A 20,690-nucleotide genomic window follows, 5' to 3' on the forward strand; every position below is an offset into this window, starting at 1 on the left:
CGTGCGCGGTGGGCACGGCACGGCGAGCGGGACGGCACCTCCGCACAAGGTGCCGCCCCGCTCTCCTCCGTGCTCCGGAGCCGCCGCGATCGGTGAGGGTCGGGGACCGCCGACGGCTCCGGGTTCTGACCGGCCCGGGTGGGCCGTAGCGCTACCGGCCCGAGTGGGCCGCAGGGCCAGCGGTCGCCGCTGCCCTGGGACACGGCCCAGGAGGGCCGCAGGGCTAGCGGTGGTCGCTGCCCTGGGACGTGACCGCCGCCCGGCCCGCCTCCAGGCGGGCGACCGGGATGCGGAACGGGGAGCAGGAGACGTAGTCGAGTCCGACCTCGTGGAAGAAGTGGACCGACTCGGGGTCGCCGCCGTGCTCGCCGCAGACGCCGAGCTTGAGGTCGGGCCGGGTCTCGCGGCCGGCCTTGGCGGCCAGCTTCACCAGGGAGCCGACGCCGTCCTTGTCGATCGTCTCGAACGGGGAGACGCCGAAGATGCCCTTCTCCAGGTACGCCGTGAAGAACGAGGCCTCGACGTCGTCCCGGGAGAAGCCCCACACCGTCTGGGTGAGGTCGTTCGTGCCGAAGGAGAAGAACTGCGCGGCCTCGGCGATCTGACCGGCGGTCAGGGCGGCGCGCGGCAGCTCGATCATCGTGCCGATGGACAGCTTCAGCTGCGTCCCCGAGGCCTCCTCGACCTCGGCGATGACCTTGTCGGCCTCCTCGCGGACGATCTCCAGCTCCTGGACCGTGCCGACGAGCGGGATCATGATCTCGGCGCGCGGGTCGCCCTTGGCGGCCTTGCGCTCGGCCGCGGCCTCGGCGATGGCGCGGACCTGCATGGTGAACAGGCCGGGGATGACCAGGCCGAGACGGACGCCGCGCAGGCCGAGCATCGGGTTCTGCTCGTGCAGGCGGTGGACCGCCTGGAGCAGGCGGAGTTCGTTCTCGTGCGGCTCCTGGCGGGACTCCGCGAGGGCCACGCGGACCGAGAGTTCCGTGATGTCGGGCAGGAACTCGTGCAGCGGCGGGTCCAGGAGGCGGATGGTGACCGGCAGGCCGTCCATCGACTCGAAGAGCTGGACGAAGTCCTGCTTCTGCAGCGGGAGCAGTTCCTTGAGAGACTCCTCGCGCTCGGCCTGGGTGTCGGCCAGGATCAGCCGCTCCACCAGCTCGCGCCGGTCGCCGAGGAACATGTGCTCGGTGCGGCACAGGCCGATGCCCTGGGCTCCGAAACGGCGGGCGCGCAGCGCGTCCTCGGCGTTGTCGGCGTTGGCGCGCACCCGCAGGCGGCGCTTGCGGTCGGCGAAGGCCATCATGCGGTGCACGGCCTCGACCAGTTCGTCGGCGTCGTCGGCGCCGGGGTGCATCCGGCCCTCGAAGTACTCCACGACCGGGGACGGCACGACCGGTACCTCACCGAGGTAGACCTTGCCGGTGGAGCCGTCGATGGAGACGACGTCGCCCTCCTCGACGACGTGCCCGCCCGGCACGGTCATCCGGCGGCGCTTGGTGTCGACCTCCAGCTCCTCGGCGCCGCAGACACAGGTCTTGCCCATGCCGCGGGCGACCACGGCCGCGTGGGAGGTCTTGCCGCCGCGCGAGGTCAGGATGCCCTCGGCCGCGATCATGCCGTCGAGGTCGTCGGGGTTGGTCTCGCGGCGGATGAGGATGACCTTCTCGCCGGAGCGGGACCACTTGACGGCCGTGTAGGAGTCGAAGACGGCCTTGCCGACGGCCGCGCCCGGGGAGGCGGCGATGCCCCTGCCGACCTGCGAGACCTTCGCGTCCTCGTCGAAGCGCGGGAACATCAGCTGGGCGAGCTGGGCGCCGTTGACGCGGGTCAGCGCCTCGGCCTCGTCGATCAGGCCCTGGTCCACCAGCTGGGTCGCGATGCGGAAGGCCGCGCCCGCGGTGCGCTTGCCGACGCGGGTCTGGAGCATCCACAGCACACCGCGCTCGATGGTGAACTCGATGTCGCAGAGATCCTTGTAGTGGTTCTCCAGGGTCTCCATGATCTGCATGAGCTGGTCGTACGACTTCTTGTCGATCTGCTCCAGCTCGGCGAGCGGCACGGTGTTGCGGATGCCCGCGACGACGTCCTCGCCCTGCGCGTTCTGCAGGTAGTCGCCGTAGACGCCCTGGTGGCCGGAGGCGGGGTCGCGGGTGAAGGCGACGCCGGTGCCGGAGTCGGGGCCGAGGTTGCCGAAGACCATGGAGCAGACGTTGACGGCCGTGCCCAGGTCGTGCGGGATGCGCTCCTGGCGGCGGTAGAGCTTGGCCCGGTCGCCGTTCCAGGAGTCGAAGACCGCCTTGATGGCGAGGTCCATCTGCTCGCGCGGGTCCTGCGGGAAGTCCCGCCCGGCCTCGGCCTTGACGATCTTCTTGAACTTGGTGACGAGCTTCTTGAGGTCGGCGGCCTCCAGCTCGGTGTCCACCGTGACCTTCTTGGCGGCCTTGGCGGCCTCCAGCGCGTCCTCGAACAGCTCGCCGTCGACGCCCAGGACGGTCTTGCCGAACATCTGGATGAGGCGGCGGTAGGAGTCCCACGCGAACCGGTCGTCGCCCGCCTGCTTGGCCAGGCCCTGCACGGACTTGTCGGAGAGGCCGATGTTGAGGACGGTGTCCATCATGCCGGGCATGGAGAACTTGGCGCCCGAACGCACCGACACCAGCAGCGGGTTGTCGGCCTGGCCGAGCTTCTTGCCCATGCGGGCCTCCAGCGCGTCGAGGTGCGCACTCACCTCGTCACGCAGTGCCGCCGGCTCCTCGCCGCTGTCGAGGTAGGTCTTGCAGGCCTCGGTGGTGATGGTGAACCCGGGCGGGACCGGCAGGCCCAGGTTCGTCATCTCGGCGAGGTTCGCGCCCTTGCCACCGAGGAGGTCCTTGAGGTCCTTGTTGCCCTCGGTGAAGTCGTAAACGAACTTCACGCCCTCAACGCTCGCGGCCTGCTCGGCTACCGGGAGATCTTTGTTTTCCGACACGGGTCTCGACTCCTCGAGGACGCGGTGGCTGCCCTGACGGCGAGGAACATACCCAGATCAAAGGCGTCTGGGTACGTCCACTCGCGCGTCATGCGCCTGTAACCACTCGTCCGCCAGCGGATCGAAAGTCAAGGCTGGGCAAGCGATCACAGCCGCATGTTTTCACTTCTTGAACGCAAGAACCTCCCTGCGCCCTACTGGGCGCTCATGTGAGCGGAGTTTCCGCACATTTGATTTCGCTCGATGAACGATCAAAGGGTGGCACTCAGTGCCACCCTTTGGAGAAGTGCAGTCGCCCAAGATCCGCTCATCTGAGCGCAACCCTTATCAAGGGTGGCGAGAATCACGCTGCCACAGCCGACCGGATTTCACCATGCGGACGCGTCTCGGGACCGAAATCCGCCCGTCACACCACCTGTCACACCCCGAGCGCCCGCAGCCGCTCCTCGGCCCGCTCGGGCGCGTAGAGGTGCTCCACGACCATCGCCCCCGCCCCGACCAGCCCGGCACGCTCGCCCAGCCGCGAGGTGACGACGTCGAGGTGGGCCGTGGAGCGGGGCAGCGCCCGCTGGTAGAGCAGTTCGCGCACGCCCGTGACGAAGGGGGTTCCGGCCAGATCCCCGGCGATCATCAGCACGCCCGGGTTCAGCAGGGTCACGACCGTCGCCAGCACGTCCCCGACCCGGCGCCCGGCCTCCCGGGCGAGCCCGACGGCCTCGGGGTGCCCGGACGCGAGCAGGTCGCGGACGTCCGAGCCGGAGGCCGCGGGCACCCCGGCCTCCGCCAGCCGCCGGGCCACCGCGCCACCGCTCGCGACGGCGGCCAGACAGCCGTAGGAACCGCACCGGCACAGCGCCTGGGCGCCCTCCGGCACCCGGATGTGCCCGATGTCCCCGGCGCCGCCGTCGATGCCGCGGAAGACCGAGCCGTCGACCACGACTCCGGCGCCGATGCCGGTGGAGACCTTGACCAGCACGAAGGCGGAGCAGTCGGGGTGGCCGGTGCGCTGTTCGCCGTACGCCATCAGGTTGGCGTCGTTGTCCACGAGCACCGGCACCGGCTCGGCGCCCGTGTGCTCGGTGAGGGCCCGGGCCAGCCGGCTCCTTATGTCGTAGCCGTCCCAGCCGGGCATGATCGGCGGCTGGACGACGCGGCCGGTCTCGGTGTCGACCGGGCCGGGCACCGCGAGCCCGACCCCGCACACCGTCTCGGCGCTGTGCCCGGCCTTCTCCAGCAGTTCGGCGAACCAGCGGCCGAGTTCGCCGAGCACCACGTCCGGCCCGTCCTCGACGACGAGGGTGCCCGAGTGCTCGGCGAGGATCTCGCCGCTCAGCGACAGCACGGCCGCCCGGGCGTGCCGGGTGTCGAGGTCGGCGGCCAGGACCACCGCGTGCTCGTCGTCGAACTCCAGCGTGATGGAGGGGCGTCCGCCCAACGGGGAGTCCACCGGGCCGCCGGCGCCCTCGCGCAGCCAGCCCGCGCGGAAGAGCCGGTCGAGCCGCTGCCCGACGGTGGCCCGGGACAGCCCGGTCGCCTGCTGGAGCGCACCCCGGGTCGTGGCCCGGCGACTGCGCACCAGTTCGAGCAGATCGCCGGCGCTTGCCTGAACGCGTCCCGTCATGCGCACCCCCTTGTGTTTCCCAACCCTGCATTACATATTGGGTTTTGCGTGTTAAATAGACGTAACCCTACGGTAGCCCCTGCCGATCCCGGTCAGGAGTACGTCTTTGGGAGAGCCCCGAGTGGATCGCATCGCCCAGCTCACCACGCGTCCCGCCGGACGCGAGATCGCATACGATCCGGCCGCCGCGCCGTCTTCCCTGCAGGTCAGGGCTGCACAGGTCCTGGAGGACAACTGGACGGGCAAGTCCACGGTGCCCTCCCGCAGCCTGTATCCGCACCAATGGTCCTGGGACTCGGCGTTCATCGCGATCGGCCTGCGGCACGTCTCGCCGTTACGCGCCCAGACGGAGCTGGAGACGCTGCTGGCGGCGCAGTGGGCGGACGGGCGGATCCCGCACATCGTCTTCAACCCCTCCGTGCCTCTCGACGCGTACTTCCCGAGCCCCGACTTCTGGCGTTCCTCCACCGCGGGGTGCGCGGCGGGCGCCCCGCGCACCGTACAGACCTCCGGGATCGTGCAGCCACCGGTGCACGCCCTGGCCGCGTGGCTGGTGCACCTCGCCGACCCGGGCCTGTCGCGGGCGCGCGGCTTCCTCGCCCGGGCCTACCCCCGGCTGGCCGCCTGGCACCGCTATCTGCTGCGCCGGCGCGACCTGGGCGGGGGCGGGCTGGTCTCCGTCGTGCACCCCTGGGAACAGGGTATGGACAACAGCCCCTGCTGGGACCGCCCGTTGTCCCGGGTCACCCCCGCCCCGGCCCGCTCCTTCCGCCGCGCCGACCTCGATCACGGCGCGCCCGAGGACCGGCCGACGGATCTGGACTACGGGCGGTACGTGCGGCTGGCGGCGGACTACCGGGACGGCGGCTACGCCGACGAGCCGTACCGGGAAGCCTCCGGCGGGAGTCGGCAGGGCGACTTCGCCGTGGAGGACCCGGCGTTCAACGCCCTGCTCATCGCCTCCGAGTACGCCCTGGCCCGGATCGCCCACGAGCTGGGCGCGGCGGCCGCGGCCCGGCAGGCCCGGGCCGAGCGCCTCACGGCGGCCCTGGTGGAGCGGTTGTGGGAGCCGGCCGCGGGGATGTTCCTGTGCCGGGACGTGCGCGCCGGGGAGCTGATCCCCGAGCGCGGGGTCTCCGGGCTCATCCCGCTGCTGCTGCCGACCCTGCCGCGCGACCTCGCGGTCACCCTGGTCCGCACGGTGTGCGGCCCGCACTTCGGCCTCGGCGGCGCGACCCGCCTGGTCCCCAGCTACGACCTGCTGGGCGAGGCCTTCGACCCGCACCGCTACTGGCGCGGCCCGGCCTGGTTCAACACGAACTGGCTGCTGGAGCGCGGGCTGCGGCTGCACGGCGAGCGGGGCCGGGCCGACGCCCTGCGCAAGGGCATGCTGCACACCGCCGGCGCCTCCGACTTCGCGGAGTACGTCGACCCGTACACGGCACAGGCCTGCGGCGCCACCGGCTTCGGCTGGACCGCCGCGCTCACGCTCGACCTGCTGCACGACCGGCCCGCAGGGGACAGGAACGGCGTCACGGCGATCAAGGGAGGGGACCGGGGATGACGGACCGGCATCATCTGCTCGTGCACGGCGGGACGTTCGCCGCCGTCGGCGACCGCGGCGACATCAGCGGCTACCGGGGCGGCAGCGCCCCGGACGGCATGTTCGTACGGGACGCGCGGCACCTGAGCCGCTGGCAGCTCACCGTGGACGGCGCCGTGCCGGAGACGCTGACGCCGGTGGCCGACGGCGACACCGCGGCGTGCGTCCTCGTCCCGCGCGGCGGCCGCAACGAGCCGCCCGCCTACACGCTCTTCCGCGAACAGGCCGTGGGCGACGCCTCGTTCGTGGAGTCGCTGCGCGTCACCAGCAACCGACCGGTGCCGACGACGGTCCGCATCGCGGTCACCGCCGACGCCGACTTCACCGACCAGTTCGAGCTGCGCTCCGACCACCGCACGTACGCGAAGTCCGGTGCCGTCCGCTCCCGCCAGGTCCTCGACCACGGCGTGGAGTTCACCTACCGGCGCGGCGAGTGGCGGTCCGTCACGACCGTGACGGCCGAGCCGCAGCCGGACGCGGTGGAGGAGACCGGCACGGGCGCCCGCCGCCTGGTGTGGACCCTGGACCTCGCGCCGCACGGCACCGCCGAGCTGATCCTGCGCGTCATCGCCCGCCCGCACGGCGACAAGCGCGCCCTGCGCGTGCCCCGCTCCCCCGCCGCGCTCCAGGGTCAACTGCGGGCGCGGGAGGGCGAGTTCATGGAGGACGTGGCCTTCCCGAGCGGCTGGCCCGAGCTGGCCGCGGCCTGTGCCCGGGGCCTCGCCGACCTCGCCGCGCTCCAGGTCCCGGCGACCGGCCCGGACGGCGAGGAACTGCGCGTCCCGGCCGCCGGCGCCCCCTGGTTCCTGACGCTGCTGGGCCGGGACGCCCTGCTGACCTCGCTGTTCGCCCTGCCCTACCGGCCGCGGCTGGCCGCCGCCACCCTGCCCGCGCTGGCCGCGACCCAGGCCACGCAGGCCGGCGCCGACGAGATCGCCCAGCCCGGCAAGATCGTGCACGAGGTGCGGCACGGCGAACTGGCCCACTTCGGCCAGGTCCCCTACGGCCGCTATTACGGCTCGGTCGACGCCACGCCCCTCTTCCTCGTCCTGCTCGGCGCGTACACCGAGCAGACCGGCGACACCGCCCTGGCCCGCCGCCTGGAGCCGCACGCCCGTGCCGCGGTGGGCTGGATGCTCGACCACGGCGGTCTCACCTCCCGCGGCTACCTGGTCTACCGCGCCGACCAGGGCGGCCTCGCCAACCAGAACTGGAAGGACTCCCCCGGCGCCATCTGCTCCGCCGAGGGCACCCGCCCGAACGGGCCGGTGACGGCCGCGGGCGCCCAGGGCTACGCCTACGACGCGCTGCGCCGCACGGCGTGGCTGGCGCGCACGGTGTGGCAGGACGGGACGTACGCGGATCTGCTGGAGCAGGCGGCCGGTGACCTGCGCGACCGTTTCCAGCGGGACTTCTGGATGCCGGAGCACTCCTTCCCGGCGCTCGCGCTGGACGGCCGGGGCGACCGGGTCGACGCGCTCGCCTCCGACGCCGGGCACCTGCTGTGGTCGGGGCTGCTGGACAAGGAGTACGGCGAACTCGTCGGCCGCCGCCTGCTGGAGCCGGACTTCTTCTCCGGCTGGGGCGTGCGCACCCTGGCGGCCGGGCAGCCGGCGTTCCACCCGCTCTCCTACCACCGCGGCTCGGTCTGGCCGCACGACAACGCGCTGATCGCGCTGGGCCTGGCCCGGTACGGCCTGCACGACGAGGCCCGCGCGATCGCCCGCGGCCTGGTCGACGCGGCGGCCGCGACCGGCCACCGGCTGCCGGAGGTCCTCGCGGGCTACGGCCGCGACACCCACCCGGAGCCGGTGCCGTACCCGCACGCGTGCGTGCGGGAATCCCGGTCGGCGTCGGCCCCGCTGGCGCTGCTCACGGCGGTCGGCGGCGTCTGAGGGCCGGTTGGCCCGCCGTTTGCCGGGTGTTTGCCGAGCGCTGGCCCGCCGGGCTGAACACACCCGGTGGGCGCGCCGTACGGAATTGAGGCGGACCCGTACCCCCACGCGGGTCCGCCACCTCGCCGGGTTTCGTACGGGAAGGACCTCCGGGTGCCTGTCTTCACACGCCTCCGCCAGTCGCCACAGCAGGGCACCCCGGAGACCGGGCCCGAGACGGAACGGGAGGGGGCCGACGGGGAGAAGGCGGAGACGGCCGGGGAGACGGCGGAAGCCCGCGCAGAGGAGGCGGAGGCGGACGGGGAGACCGCGGAAGCCTGCGCGGAGAAGTCGCAGACGGCCGGGGAGACCGCGGAAGCCGACGCGGAGGAGTCGCAGGCCGACACGGTGACGGCGGGAGCCGAGGCGAAGAGGGCGCAGGCGGACGCGGAGACGGCGGAAGCCCGCGCGGAAAAGGCGGAGACGGCGCACGCCAACGCCGAGCAGGCGGAAGCCGACGCCGAGGAGCCAGAAGCCCGCGCGGAGGAAACTCAGGCCGGTCCGGAGGAGGCGGAAGCCGGCGCGGAGGAGGCGGGAGTCCGCGCCGAGGTCGGCGGTGGGGAGGTGCTGGCCTCCGCCACCGGGGCCCGGCTCCGTGGCTGGCGCGGGCGTCGCCCGCGCGCCGCCCGTGCCCTCCGTCTCGCCACCACCGCGCTCGCCGCCGTCCTGGTCCTCGGTGCCCTGCTCCTGCCCAACACGCTCCCCGCCCTCGAACCGGTCAGCTTCGCGCGCATCCCGGCGGAGGCGGTCATCGGCGCTGTCGTCGTGCTGGGGCTGCCGCGCCGGCCCCGGCTGGTGGCGGCCGTGCTCTACGGGCTCGGCCTCACGGCGCTGACCGCCGTGAACCTGCTCGACATGGGGTTCAACGAGTACCTCGGCCGGGGCTTCAACGCCGCGCTCGACTGGGACCTGCTGCCCGACGCGCAGGCGTACGTCGGGGACACGCTGGGCGGGGGCGTCGCGACCGCCGCCGCCGTCGGCGCGGTGCTGCTCGTCCTGCTCGTGGCGGCCGTCATGGTCGCGGCGACGGTCCGCCTCGCCGGTGTGCTGGCCCGCCACCGGACCCGGGCGACCAGGGGCGCCCTGATCGCCGGCACCGTCTGGATCACCTGCTCGGCCCTGGGCCTCACGCTCTTCGGCGGGCCGATCGCCTCCGAACGCGGCGCCGGGGCCCTCCGCGTGCACGCGCAGCGGACGGTGGAATCGCTGCGCGACGAGGCCGAGTTCGTCCGGCAGGCGAAGGCGGACACCTTCGGCAACACCCCGCCCGACCAACTCCTGCCCGACCTCCGGGGCAAGGACGTGATCTTCACGTTCATCGAGAGCTACGGCCGCAGCGCCGTCGAGGACCCGATCATCGCCCCCGGCGTCGACCGGACCCTCGACACGAGCACCGAGGCCCTGGCGAAGGCCGGCTTCCACGCCCGCAGCGGCTGGCTGACCTCGGCGACCTTCGGCGGCAGCAGCTGGCTCGGCCACTCCACGACCATGTCGGGCCTGTGGATCGACAACCAGCGGCGCTACCGCACGGTCACCGCGGGCGACCACCTCACCCTGACCAAGGCGTTCCGCAAGACCGGCGCCTGGGACACGGTGGGCGTCATGCCCGGCGTGCAGAAGGGCTGGCCGGAGGAGAAGTGGTACGGCCTCGACAAGCTCTACGACGCCTTCGACCTGGGCTACCGCGGCCCGAAGTTCAGCTGGTCGACCATGCCCGACCAGTACGCGCTGGAGGCGTTCCAGCGCCGGGTGCACGGGAAGAAGCGCGACAAGCCGCTGATGTCGTTCGTCATCCTGACCTCCAGCCACCAGCCCTGGGCGCCCATCCCGAAGATGGTGGGCTGGGACGAACTCGGCGACGGCACGGTCTTCGGCCCGATCCAGAAGGCCGGCAACAAGGCGGCGGACATCATCACCGATACCACCAGGTCCCGGCAGGAGTACGGCAGGTCCATCCAGTACTCGGTCACCAGCCTCACCCAGTGGCTCCGGCGCTACGGCACCGACGACACCGTCCTGGTCTTCCTCGGCGACCACCAGCCCATGGCACGGGTCAGCGGCATCCGCGCCTCCCGCGACGTGCCGGTGTCCCTCGTCGCCAAGGACCCGAAGGTCCTGGAGAAGATCGCCGACTGGAACTGGACGGAGGGCCTCAAGCCCGGCCGGGACGCGCCCGTGTGGAAGATGGACTCCTTCCGCGACCGCTTCCTGAAGGCGTACGGCTCCACACCGCACCCCTCCACGGGCTGATCAGCCGCCGGAGGTGTCGAGTTCGGCGTCCTCGCCGACGCCGGCGCAGTCGTAGGGGTCCTTCAGCCAGCCGTCCGGCAGCACCACCCGGTTGTTGCCGGACGTACGGCCCCGGGGCCCGTCGGCGCCGGTGGGCCAGGGCTGGTCGAGGTCCAGCTCGTCCAGGCCGGAGCGCAGTTCCTCCAGGGACGAGGTGATCGCGAGGCGCTTGCGCATCTCGGAGCCGACGGCGAAGCCCTTCAGGTACCAGGCGACGTGCTTGCGGAAGTCGATCACGCCGCGGGACTCGTCGCCGATCCACTCCCCGAGCAGCGTGGCGTGCCGGACCATGACGTCGGCGACTTCGCGGAGGGTGGGGCGGGCGATGTCCTCGGTGCGGCCCTCGAAGGCGGCGACCAGGTCGGCGAACAACCACGGCCGCCCGAGGCAGCCACGGCCCACGACCACGCCGTCGCAGCCGGTCTCGCGCACCATCCGCAGGGCGTCCTCGGCCGACCAGATGTCGCCGTTGCCGAGCACCGGGATCTCCGGGACGTGCTCCTTGAGCCGGGCGATGGCGTCCCAGTCGGCGGTGCCGCCGTAGTGCTGGGCGGCGGTGCGGCCGTGCAGCGCGATGGCGGTGACGCCCTCCTCGACGGCGATCCGGCCGGCGTCGAGGAAGGTGATGTGGTCGTCGTCGATGCCCTTGCGCATCTTCATCGTGACCGGCAGGTCACCGGCACCGCTGACGGCCTCGCGCAGGATCGCCCGCAGCAGGTTCCTCTTGTACGGCAGCGCCGAGCCGCCGCCCTTGCGGGTGACCTTCGGGACCGGGCAGCCGAAGTTCAGGTCGATGTGGTCGGCGAGGTCCTCCTCCGCGATCATGCGGACGGCCTTGCCGACGGTGACCGGGTCCACGCCGTAGAGCTGGATCGACCGGGGGCGCTCACTCGCGTCGAAGTGGATGAGCTGCATGGTCTTCTCGTTGCGCTCGACCAGCGCCCTGGTCGTGATCATCTCGCTGACGAACAGCCCCTTGCCGCCGCTGAACTCCCGGCACAGGGTGCGGAAGGGCGCGTTGGTGATCCCGGCCATGGGGGCCAGGACGACGGGCGGCTGGACGGTGTGCGGACCGATCTGCAGGGGCGTGGACATGCCTCCATTGTGCCGTGCAATGAAAAGGCAAAATTCATTAGTTAGCCACACTATCGAAATCGGGCTACGATGGAACGCATGCCCGAGCTCAGTCACCGCCGCCGCATGCTGGTGCTCGCGATCTGCTGCATGAGCCTGCTGATCGTCAGCCTGGACAACACGGTCCTGAACGTGGCGCTGCCGTCCATGCAGCAGGACCTGCACGCCAGTACGTCGGGCCTGCAGTGGACGATCGACGCGTACACGCTGGTCCTGGCCTCGCTGCTGATGCTCGCGGGCTCCACGGCCGACCGGATCGGACGCAAGCGGGTCTTCATGGCGGGCCTGGTCGTCTTCACCGTCGGCTCGGTGCTGTGCTCCCTCGCCCCGAACTTGGAGGCGCTGGTCGTCTTCCGGATGGTGCAGGCGGTGGGCGGCTCGATGCTGAACCCGGTCGCCATGTCGATCATCACCAACACGTTCACGGACCCGCGCGAGCGCGCCCGGGCGATCGGCGCGTGGGGCGCGGTCGTCGGCATCTCCATGGCCGCCGGACCGCTGGTCGGAGGCCTCCTGGTGGAGTCGGTCGGCTGGCGCTCGATCTTCTGGATCAACCTGCCGGTGGGGCTGGCGGCCCTGCTGCTCACCCTGCGTTTCGTCCCCGAGTCCCGTGCGCCCCGGGCCCGCCGCCCGGACCCGGTCGGGCAGGTGCTGGTGATCGCGCTGTTCGGCTCGCTGACGTACGCGATCATCGAGGCGCCGAGCACGGCCTTCGCGTCCCTGGCCCCGCTGGTGGTCCTGGCCCTGGCGGCCCTCACCGCCCTGCTCTGGTACGAACCGCGCCGCGCGGAGCCGCTGATCGACCTCCGCTTCTTCCGCTCGGCGCCGTTCAGCGGGGCGACGGCCATCGCGATCAGCGCGTTCGCGGCGCTCGGCGGCTTCCTGTTCCTGTCGACGCTGTACCTGCAGAACGTGCGCGGGCTGACCGCCCTGGAGGCGGGTCTGTGGATGCTGCCGATGGCCGTGCCGACGTTCGTGTGCGCGCCGCTGTCGGGCCGCCTGGTCGGCAGCCGGGGTCCGCGTCTGCCCCTGCTGATCGCGGGCTGCGCGATGACGGCGAGCGGCGTCCTCTTCGCCGCGTTCGAGGCCGAGACCTCGAACACCACCCTCTTCGCCGGGTACGTCCTCTTCGGCATCGGCTTCGGTTTCGTCAATGCGCCGATCACCAACACGGCGGTCTCCGGAATGCCCCGCGCCCAGGCGGGCGTCGCCGCGGCGGTCGCCTCCACGAGCCGCCAGCTCGGCCAGACGCTGGGCGTCGCGGTGGTGGGCGCGGTGCTCGCCGCCGGCGTGGGCGCGGCCTCGTACCGCGAGATGTTCGTGTCGGCCGCCCGGCCGGGCTGGTGGATCCTCGCGGCGTGCGGGTTCGCGGTGCTGGCGCTGGGAGCCGTGACGAGCGGGCGCTGGGCTCGGGGGACTGCCGAACGGACAGCGGAGCGGCTGGAGTCGGCGGAGGTGCGGGATGCGGTGGGAGCCGCGGAGCGTGCCTAGCCGCGGGTGAGTGGTGGCCGGCCGCGCCACGCGGCGGAGCCGCATATCAGATACGGCCCCGCGCCCCTTGAGGGCGTGACCCGCTGTGGGCCAGGGTGGGCCTGTCCGGCACACTCCATTGCTGCGAGCGGACCGGATCCGCCGGATTCCTGGACGCGGGAGGCGTCATGGCGCAGAGCGACACCAGCAAGGTCAGCCGCTGGGACCAGCACGGCCGGGAGCATGTGGTGCGGGTGCAGCGCACGGGTGTGCAGCGCACGATCAGGTGCGACACCTGCGGCTGGCGCAGAGGCGCCCAGTTCCTGCCCTGGCTGAAGGCGGAGGAGCACTTGGCGGAGGCCCATCAGGCGACGGTGGATCCGACGGCAGCATGACGGGCAGGACCGGCCCTAGTAGAGGATCGAGGGCAGGTAGGCCCCGTCGGGCTCGTTGTACAGGCCGACGGTCATCAGGCTCATCAGCTGGACGACCTTGAGGCCGTGCGACAGGCACCACCTGAGCAGTGCGCTGTCGCCGGTGGGCACGAGGATGCCGGGGCCGCCGAACTGCGGGGCGGCCGCGATGAGGGCCTGGAGGTCCGGGGTGGTCTCGCCGACGGCGTGGGCGAAGAAGGCCAGGTCGGTGGCGTAGCCGGTGACGCGTCCCGCGCGCTCGACGACCCGGGCGGTGCCCTGTTTGAGGGCGTCGGCGACCTCGCCGCCCCGGTCGACGCCGTGGACCTGCCGGCACAGGTCGTTGCAGGCGCCGAGGTCCGCGTCCGTGGCCTCCCGCACCGCGTACCCGGGCATCGCCTCCGTCAGCGGCGGTCCCTGCACGCAGGCCAGCGTGGCCCGGTGGACGAAGCCCAGGCTCGCGTACAGCGAGAACGACCTGTTGTGGTAGCCGCTCTGCAGGAGCCGGATGCCGGGTGCCCCGCGCTCGGCGGTGCGGTCCATGACGTCCCGCATCAGGCGGCGGCCCACGCCCGCGTTCTGCACGGCGGGGTCGACGGTGATGGGCCCGACCCCGGCGACGGCCGAGCGTTCGTCGAGGAAGTTGCTGCCCACGATCCGCCCGTCGAGCTCGGCGACGACACTGTAGAACCCGGGGTGGGTCAGGGCGCCCTCCATCAGTGCGACACCCACTTCGGGGCTCGGGAAGTCGGGTGGGAACGCGTGCTCCTCGGCGACGCCGGCGAAGGCCTCGTAGCAGATCCTGCCGCACTCCGCGGCATCGTCGACGGTCCCCGGGCGCAGTATGAGATCCACGATCGCCATCCCCTTCTTCGCGCGTCCCGCGCGGCGACCCACCCCTCACTTCCATCCTGTGCCCCGGCCGTCCCGGGCGCACCCGGTGGGCGGTTGGGCGGCGGCATGGCCTGCACCGCCCGCCGGGCCGCCCGGCCTCAGTTCAGGTGTCGGTCCAGGAACCGGCAGCCGTCCTCCAGCTCGAACCACGGGGTGCCGGTGTGCCCTCCCACGTTGGCGTGCAGCGTCTTCTCCTTGCTGCCGAAGGCGTCGAACAGGTCCAGGGCCCGCTGCCGGGGGTTCCCCTCGTCGTCCCACTGCAGCAGGAACAGCAGCGGAACGGTGACCTGCCGGGCCTCCTCGCGCTGGGCACGGGGCACGTATCCCCCGGCGAAGAAGCTCGCGGCCGCGATGCGCGGCTCGACCACCGCCAGCCGGATGCCGAGGGCGGTCCACCCCCCGGAGTACCCGACCGGGCCGCCGCCGATCTCGGGCCGCCCGTGAAGGGCGTCCAGTGTGGTCCGCCATTCCGGGACGGCGTTCTCGACCAGCGGGCCGATGAGGGACTCGAAGATCTCGTCGACCGGCTCGCCCGCCCGCATCGCCCGCCGGAGTTCGGCACGGGTCTCCTCGTCGGCGGCGGAACGGGGACGGTCACCGCACCCGGCGGCGTCGATGGTGGCCACGACGTAGCCGCGCGCCGCGGTGTACCGGGCCCGGGCCACCAGCCGGGGGTCCGCCTTGGGCAGGCCGTTGTTGTGGGCCATCAGCACCAGCGGGGCCGGTGCGGGTCCGGGGGTCCACAGGGTGCCGGGGATCTCGCCGAGGGTGAACGCGCGCTCGAGGACACCGTCGTCGAGGCGCTGTTCGGAAGTGAATCGCATGGTCGTGCCTTTCGGGAGTGCGCGAGACGGCGCTCCCGGACGACCTATCGCCCGACCGTGACCCCGGAGGGGAGCACCCATGTCGATACTGCGTTCACGGGTATCACCTCCTCGTTCTCTCGCACGGCCTGGCGGGACATTAGTAGGGGACGTGGGTGCATTGCCAACGGGTTTTCGCGGAAGCTCCGTTGCCGGACGCCGCCGCATGCCGTAGGGCGCGCGCTAAGCCCGCAGCCCCCGCACCAGCAGGTCGACGACCGCCTCGAAGTCGGCCTCGACGCCTTCCTCCCGCCACTCCCGCGCGTAGCCCGGGTCGTGGAAGCGGGCCGTCGCCTGGAAGACCGCGCGGGCCGTGGCCTCCGGGTCCGTCGCGGTGAAGGAGCCGCTCTCCATGCCCTCCCGGATCACACGGGCCAGCTGGGCGGTCAGGTCGGCGATGTGCTCGCTCACCGCTGTGCCGTTCTCGCCGGTGAGGACCGTGTACGTGGCGAACAGCTCCGGATCGTCGCCGGCCTTGCGGCGCTTCGCGGCGAACAGCGCGGCGAGCCAGTCCCGCAGCCGGGCCTCCGGGTCGCGGTCCGCGGCGGCGATCCCGGACAGTTCGCCGGAGGTGCGGTCCAGCCAGCGCTTGGTGACCGCCTCGCGCAGCGCCGCCTTCGTCCGGAAGTGGCGGTAGACGCTGCCGTGGCTGACGCCGAGCGCGCGGGCCACGTCGACCACGGTGGCCTTGGCCGGGCCGTGGCGGCGCAGCACCTCCTCGGTGGCTTCGAGGATGCGCTCGGCGGTGAGGATCTCGCTGGTCGGTGCCATGCCCAGACCGTACCCGGAGGCCGGTTCACCTCTCGACGTGCGCCAGCTGCGCCGCCGGGTAGCGGGCGCCGGCGGCGGCACCGGCCGGTACGGCCTCCTCGATCGCGGCCAGGTCGGCGGCGTCCAGCGTCACGTCCAGGGCGCCCAGGGCCTCGGTGAGCCGGTCGCGGCGGCGGGCGCCGACCAGCGGCACGATGTCCTCACCGCGGCTGAGCACCCAGGCGATGGCGATCTGCGCGACGCTGACGCCCTTCTGCTCGGCGATCTTCCGCAGCGCCTCGACGAGGTTCAGGTTGTGCCGGAGGTTGTCGCCCTGGAAGCGCGGGGACATCGCCCGGAAGTCGCCCGGGGGGAGCTGCCGGTCGGCGGTGAAGTGCCCGGAGATCAGGCCGCGGGAGAGGACTCCGTACGCCGTGATGCCGATGCCCAGTTCGCGCGTGGTCGGCAGGATCTCGTCCTCGATGCCGCGCGAGAGGAGGGAGTACTCGATCTGGAGGTCGGCGATGGGCGCCGTGGCCGCCGCCCGCCGGATCGTCTCGGCGCCGACCTCGCTGAGGCCGATGTGCCGTACGTGTCCCTTCTCGACCAGTTCCGCGATGGCGCCGACCGTCTCCTCGATCGGCACGTCCGCATCGAGGCGGGCGATGCGGTAGACGTCGATGTGGTCGACGCCGAGCCGCTGGAGGGAGTAGGCGGCGAAGTTCTTCACGGCGGCGGGCCGGCCGTCGTAGCCGGACCAGTCGCCGTCCGGGCCGCGCAGGGCGCCGAACTTCACGCTGACCAGGGCCTGTTCGCGCCGGGCGGCGGGGGCGGCGCGGAGGGCCTCGCCGATCAGCATCTCGTTGTGGCCCATGCCGTAGAAGTCGCCGGTGTCGAGCAGGGTGACGCCCGCTTCGAGCGCCGCGTGGATCGTCGCGATGGATTCGGTCCGGTCCGCCCCGCCGTACAGCGCGGACATGCCCATGCAGCCGAGGCCGAGGGCGGAGACCTGGGGGCCGGTGGTTCCGAGGGTTCGGGTTCGCATCGTCATGCCCTCCACTGTCGCATGACAGGTGACAGATTTCAATATCTGTCATTCCCTTATTGTCAGCGAGTGTGGTCAGCGCCGGTCAGCGCCGGTCAGCGGGCCGTGAACGCCAGCTTCGCCCCCAGGGCCACGAACGACCCGGCGAAACCCCGCCGCAGCCACGCCATCACCCGCGGCCGGCCCACCACATGGCTGCGCACGGAGGCGGCCAGCACCCCGTAGACGGCGAACACGACGAAGGTCGCCAGCATGAACACCCCGCCCAGGCCCAGCATCCGCAGCAGCGCGTGCGGTTCCCCGGAGCTCACGAACTGGGGCAGGAACGCGAAGAAGAAGATCGTCAGTTTCGGGTTGAGGAGGTTGATCAGCACACCCCGGACGATCACCGTCCGGGCCGGCACCGGCGCGGACGGGGCCCGCTCCTCCACCACGAGCGCCTCCTTGTCCCGGACCGTCGCCCAGGCCATGTAGAGGAGGTACGCGACCCCGGCGTACTTCAGCACCTGGAAGGCGGTCGCACTGGCGTGCAGCAGGGCGGCCACACCGGTGACCGTGGCCAGCAGATGCGGCACGATCCCGAGCGTGCAGCCGACGGCCGCGACGAGACTCGCGCGGCGCCCCCGGGACAGCGCGGCGGCAAGGGTGTAGACGACGCCGGTACCCGGCGTGGCGACGACGACCAGGGTCGTCAGCAGGAAGGCGATGCTCATACCGTCACCCTGGTGCCGCCCCGCTCCGGGTTACAGGACCAATCGGCGAGCGCGCTGGGGGACCACCCGACGCGGCGGCGCCGGGAACCGCTCAGACGAACCAGCCCTCCGCGTCCGGAGCGTCGACGCCCCCGAGGAAACGGGAGAACGCGTCGTGTTCGTCCGCCCCCAGGAAATACCCACCGGTGTGGTGGAGCTGAAACCATCGGCCGGTCTCGTCCACCAGGACGATGCCGCGCTCGGATTCCTCGTATCCGACGGGAAACAGGCCCACTCCGAGCCCGGCCGCCAACTCTTCGATGAGAGCCGCGTCTCCTTCGTAGCCGAGCGTGGGCTTCATCAGCCATGTCTCCGCGGCCTTTGGATGAGCAAGGCGCAGCAGGCCATAGGCACGGACGACACGGGTGGCCGCAGGGGACGGAGGCAAGGTGACGCCCTGCCTCTCGGCGTCCCGCACCCGTACCTCGACGAGTTCCGCCGCGCGTTCCCCGAGATCACGGTCCGGCGTCCAGCCGTTCGAGGTCAGCCAGGCGGTCACTCCCGGCGCCGGTTGCGGGGTAGGAGGTCTGGTCGGCCGGTTCATGCGGCTCCGAGGAAACCCGGGTCCGCGCCGTCGCATTGCCGGCACCAGTCGCGGTTGAGGCCCAGGAGTTCCGCCATCGGCACCGCGCGACGGCCGGTGGCCGACAGATCCCGGCGGGCTTCGGCCGACCACAGCGGCGGGAAGAACGACAGTCCCTGCCGGCCGTTCAGTACGGAGACTTCACGGCGCCAGCCGTCCCACCGCAGGCCCGCGTAGAAATCCCGGAGCCCGCCGGAGAGGATCCAGGACAGCCAGGCCGAGTGTCCTGCCCCCATGGCCTCCCAGCCAAGGGCATCGGGGGCGAAGTAGACGACCTCCCCCGGAGCGCCGGGCCGACCGGCCTCACCGGGGTCGCCCCCGTTCAGCGCGAAGACCCCGCCCAGCACGTCGTGCGCGACCACGAGACCCGCACCCGGCCGCCACGCGGGATCGAACGCCGAGGGCATCGCGTTGATCTCGGCCAGGCCGGGCGGGCCATCGAGCCGGGCGCTCCCCGGGCTCCCGAAGATCCGCAGCCAGCCGTCGTCCACGAGCAGGCCGCCGCAGTTCAGCACGATGCCCCCCAGATGAGACCGGGCGGAGACCTGCAGTTGCAGCAAGGTCGCGCGGCCCGCCCCGGGATCGCCGCGCAGCACCTCGACCGGGACGTCGCTGCCGGACAGCTCCTGGAGGAGGTGCGGCCAGGCCGGATCGTCGACGTTGATCAGCTCGTCGGCCTCGCGCATCTCCGCATCGTCGCATACGACGGTGCCGGGCCCCTCTCCGAGGAACCCGGCACCGTGACAGTCGCGAGAGCGATCAGCAGCCGATCAGGCGGGCCGCCAGGTAACCCTCGATCTGGTCGAGGGAGACCCGCTCCTGCTTCATCGAGTCACGCTCGCGGACGGTGACCGCGTTGTCCTCCAGCGTGTCGAAGTCCACGGTCACGCAGAACGGCGTGCCGATCTCGTCCTGGCGGCGGTAGCGGCGGCCGATGGCGCCGGCGTCGTCGAACTCGATGTTCCAGTTCTGCCGGAGCGCCTGAGCGAGGCCCTTGGCCTTCGGGGACAGCTCCGGGTTGCGGGACAGCGGCAGCACCGCGACCTTCACCGGCGCGAGGCGCTGGTCGAGGCGCAGCACCGTGCGCTTCTCCATCTTGCCCTTGGCGTTGGGCGCCTCGTCCTCGACGTAGGCGTCCAGCAGGAACGCCAGCATCGCGCGGCCGACACCGGCCGCGGGCTCGATGACGTAGGGGGTCCAGCGCTCGCCGGCCTCCTGGTCGAAGTAGGTGAGGTCCTGGCCGGAGGCCTTGGAGTGGGCGCCGAGGTCGTAGTCGGTGCGGTTGGCCACGCCCTCCAGCTCGCCCCACTCACTGCCGCCGAACTGGAAGCGGTACTCGATGTCGGCGGTGCGCTTGGAGTAGTGGGAGAGCTTCTCCTTCGGGTGCTCGTACCACCGCATGTTCTCCTCACGGAGACCCAGGCCGGTGTACCAGTTCCAGCGCTGCTCCATCCAGTACTCCTGCCACTTCTCGTCCTCGCCCGGCTTGACGAAGAACTCCATCTCCATCTGCTCGAACTCGCGGGTGCGGAAGATGAAGTTGCCGGGCGTGATCTCGTTGCGGAAGGACTTGCCCATCTGGGCGATGCCGAACGGCGGCTTGCGGCGCGAGGTGGTCTGCACCTGGGAGAAGTTGGTGAAGATGCCCTGCGCGGTCTCGGGGCGCAGGTAGGCGACGGAGCCGGAGTCCTGCGTGGGGCCGAGGTGCGTGGACAGCAGGCCCGAGAACTGCTTGGGCTCGGTGAACTGGCCCTTGTTGCCGCAGTTGGGGCAGTTGATGTCGGCGAGGCCGTTCTCCGGGGCGCGGCCCTTCTTCTCCTCGTACGCCTCCTCCAGGTGGTCCGCGCGGAACCGCTTGTGGCAGGAGGTGCACTCGGTCAGCGGGTCCGTGAAGGTGGCGACGTGACCGGAGGCGACCCAGACCTCGGGGGCCAGGATCACGGACGAGTCGATGCCCACGACGTCCTCGCGCGACGTCACCATGTAGCGCCACCACTGGCGCTTGAGGTTCTCCTTGAGCTCGACACCCAGGGGGCCGTAGTCCCAAGCGGCGCGCTGGCCGCCGTAGATCTCACTACAGGGGAATACGAAGCCACGGCGCTTGCTCAGGCTGACGATGGTGTCGATCTTGTCGGCGGCCACGGTGCTCTCTTCATTACGACGACGAATACTGATGGGTGCGGCGCGGAAGCGCCTCGATGAGGGGTGGTGGTCGGGAGACGGGCGGGCGAAGCGAGTTGCTTCCAGCGAATGACTCAGGTTACCGGCGGGGGCGCCCCCTCAATCAAATCGCTCCCCCACCGGTGGCCGCCAGGCCCCTCCCGGCCCCTGTTCAGGACGTTTGTTGACAACGGTTTCCATATTTGTT

The 20,690-nt window shown here is 71.8% G+C and carries 16 protein-coding genes; 5 read left to right on the top strand and 11 right to left on the bottom strand.

What is annotated here, in order from left to right; translation table 11 throughout:
- Positions 1 to 223: 223 nt before the first annotated feature.
- Together ppdK and ABZ948_RS14670 are read right to left on the bottom strand one after the other, a co-directional pair.
- Positions 224 to 2,971, bottom strand: a complete 2,748-nt coding sequence (gene ppdK, locus ABZ948_RS14665) for a pyruvate, phosphate dikinase (protein WP_389620991.1) — start codon at positions 2,969 to 2,971, stop codon at positions 224 to 226.
- Positions 2,972 to 3,389: 418 nt separating this feature from the next.
- A complete protein-coding gene (locus ABZ948_RS14670; RefSeq protein WP_359759457.1) occupies positions 3,390 to 4,592 on the bottom strand; it encodes an ROK family protein in 1,203 nt (400 codons plus the stop codon).
- Positions 4,593 to 4,713: 121 nt separating this feature from the next.
- Between ABZ948_RS14670 and ABZ948_RS14675 the strand changes: the two genes are divergently transcribed.
- From ABZ948_RS14675 to ABZ948_RS14685, 3 genes are all read left to right on the top strand, one after another.
- Positions 4,714 to 6,156, top strand: a complete 1,443-nt coding sequence (locus ABZ948_RS14675; protein WP_359759459.1) for an MGH1-like glycoside hydrolase domain-containing protein — start codon at positions 4,714 to 4,716, stop codon at positions 6,154 to 6,156.
- Positions 6,153 to 8,090 (top strand): amylo-alpha-1,6-glucosidase, encoded by a 1,938-nt coding sequence (locus ABZ948_RS14680; protein WP_359759460.1) that lies wholly within the window; start codon positions 6,153 to 6,155, stop codon positions 8,088 to 8,090. Before ABZ948_RS14675 ends, ABZ948_RS14680 begins: the two co-directional genes overlap by 4 nt.
- 603 nt (positions 8,091 to 8,693) lie before the next feature.
- Entirely contained in the window at positions 8,694 to 10,379 is a 1,686-nt protein-coding gene (locus ABZ948_RS14685) for a sulfatase-like hydrolase/transferase (protein ID WP_359759612.1), read from the top strand.
- On the opposite strand, the gene dusB is transcribed toward ABZ948_RS14685, so the two are convergent.
- Positions 10,380 to 11,513, bottom strand: a complete 1,134-nt coding sequence (gene dusB / locus ABZ948_RS14690; protein WP_359759462.1) for a tRNA dihydrouridine synthase DusB — start codon at positions 11,511 to 11,513, stop codon at positions 10,380 to 10,382.
- Positions 11,514 to 11,591: 78 nt separating this feature from the next.
- Here dusB and ABZ948_RS14695 point away from each other — a divergent pair, with 78 nt between their 5' ends.
- Together ABZ948_RS14695 and ABZ948_RS14700 are read left to right on the top strand one after the other, a co-directional pair.
- A complete protein-coding gene (locus ABZ948_RS14695; protein ID WP_359759464.1) occupies positions 11,592 to 13,043 on the top strand; it encodes an MFS transporter in 1,452 nt (483 codons plus the stop codon).
- A gap of 167 nt (positions 13,044 to 13,210) precedes the next feature.
- A complete protein-coding gene (locus tag ABZ948_RS14700) occupies positions 13,211 to 13,417 on the top strand; it encodes a hypothetical protein (protein WP_359759466.1) in 207 nt (68 codons plus the stop codon).
- 15 nt (positions 13,418 to 13,432) lie between these two features.
- Here ABZ948_RS14700 and ABZ948_RS14705 read toward each other — a convergent pair whose 3' ends face one another.
- The 8 genes from ABZ948_RS14705 to ABZ948_RS14740 form a co-directional block, all read right to left on the bottom strand.
- Positions 13,433 to 14,299 carry a GNAT family N-acetyltransferase gene (locus ABZ948_RS14705; RefSeq protein ID WP_359759468.1) on the bottom strand — a complete coding sequence of 289 codons (867 nt, stop codon included), beginning with the start codon at positions 14,297 to 14,299 and terminating at the stop codon, positions 13,433 to 13,435.
- A gap of 128 nt (positions 14,300 to 14,427) precedes the next feature.
- A complete protein-coding gene (locus ABZ948_RS14710) occupies positions 14,428 to 15,153 on the bottom strand; it encodes a dienelactone hydrolase family protein (RefSeq protein WP_359759470.1) in 726 nt (241 codons plus the stop codon).
- 222 nt (positions 15,154 to 15,375) lie between these two features.
- Positions 15,376 to 15,963, bottom strand: a complete 588-nt coding sequence (locus ABZ948_RS14715) for a TetR/AcrR family transcriptional regulator (protein WP_359759471.1) — start codon at positions 15,961 to 15,963, stop codon at positions 15,376 to 15,378.
- A gap of 25 nt (positions 15,964 to 15,988) precedes the next feature.
- Positions 15,989 to 16,993 carry an aldo/keto reductase gene (locus ABZ948_RS14720; RefSeq protein WP_359759473.1) on the bottom strand — a complete coding sequence of 335 codons (1,005 nt, stop codon included), beginning with the start codon at positions 16,991 to 16,993 and terminating at the stop codon, positions 15,989 to 15,991.
- An 89-nt stretch (positions 16,994 to 17,082) separates the two neighbouring features.
- The gene (locus tag ABZ948_RS14725; RefSeq protein WP_359759474.1) at positions 17,083 to 17,700 is read right to left on the bottom strand and encodes a LysE family translocator; all 618 of its coding nucleotides are present in this window, start codon (positions 17,698 to 17,700) and stop codon (positions 17,083 to 17,085) included.
- Between the two features lie 91 nt (positions 17,701 to 17,791).
- Positions 17,792 to 18,283: an SUKH-3 domain-containing protein gene (locus ABZ948_RS14730; protein ID WP_359759476.1), complete on the bottom strand. Its 492-nt coding sequence runs from the start codon at positions 18,281 to 18,283 to the stop codon at positions 17,792 to 17,794.
- Positions 18,280 to 19,008 (bottom strand): DUF2625 family protein, encoded by a 729-nt coding sequence (locus tag ABZ948_RS14735; RefSeq protein WP_359759478.1) that lies wholly within the window; start codon positions 19,006 to 19,008, stop codon positions 18,280 to 18,282. Before ABZ948_RS14735 ends, ABZ948_RS14730 begins: the two co-directional genes overlap by 4 nt.
- A gap of 73 nt (positions 19,009 to 19,081) precedes the next feature.
- The gene (locus ABZ948_RS14740; protein ID WP_359759480.1) at positions 19,082 to 20,464 is read right to left on the bottom strand and encodes a glycine--tRNA ligase; all 1,383 of its coding nucleotides are present in this window, start codon (positions 20,462 to 20,464) and stop codon (positions 19,082 to 19,084) included.
- Positions 20,465 to 20,690: the final 226 nt, after the last annotated feature.

It is taken from the genome of Streptomyces olindensis (assembly GCF_040645895.1).
Taxonomy (GTDB): domain Bacteria; phylum Actinomycetota; class Actinomycetes; order Streptomycetales; family Streptomycetaceae; genus Streptomyces; species Streptomyces olindensis.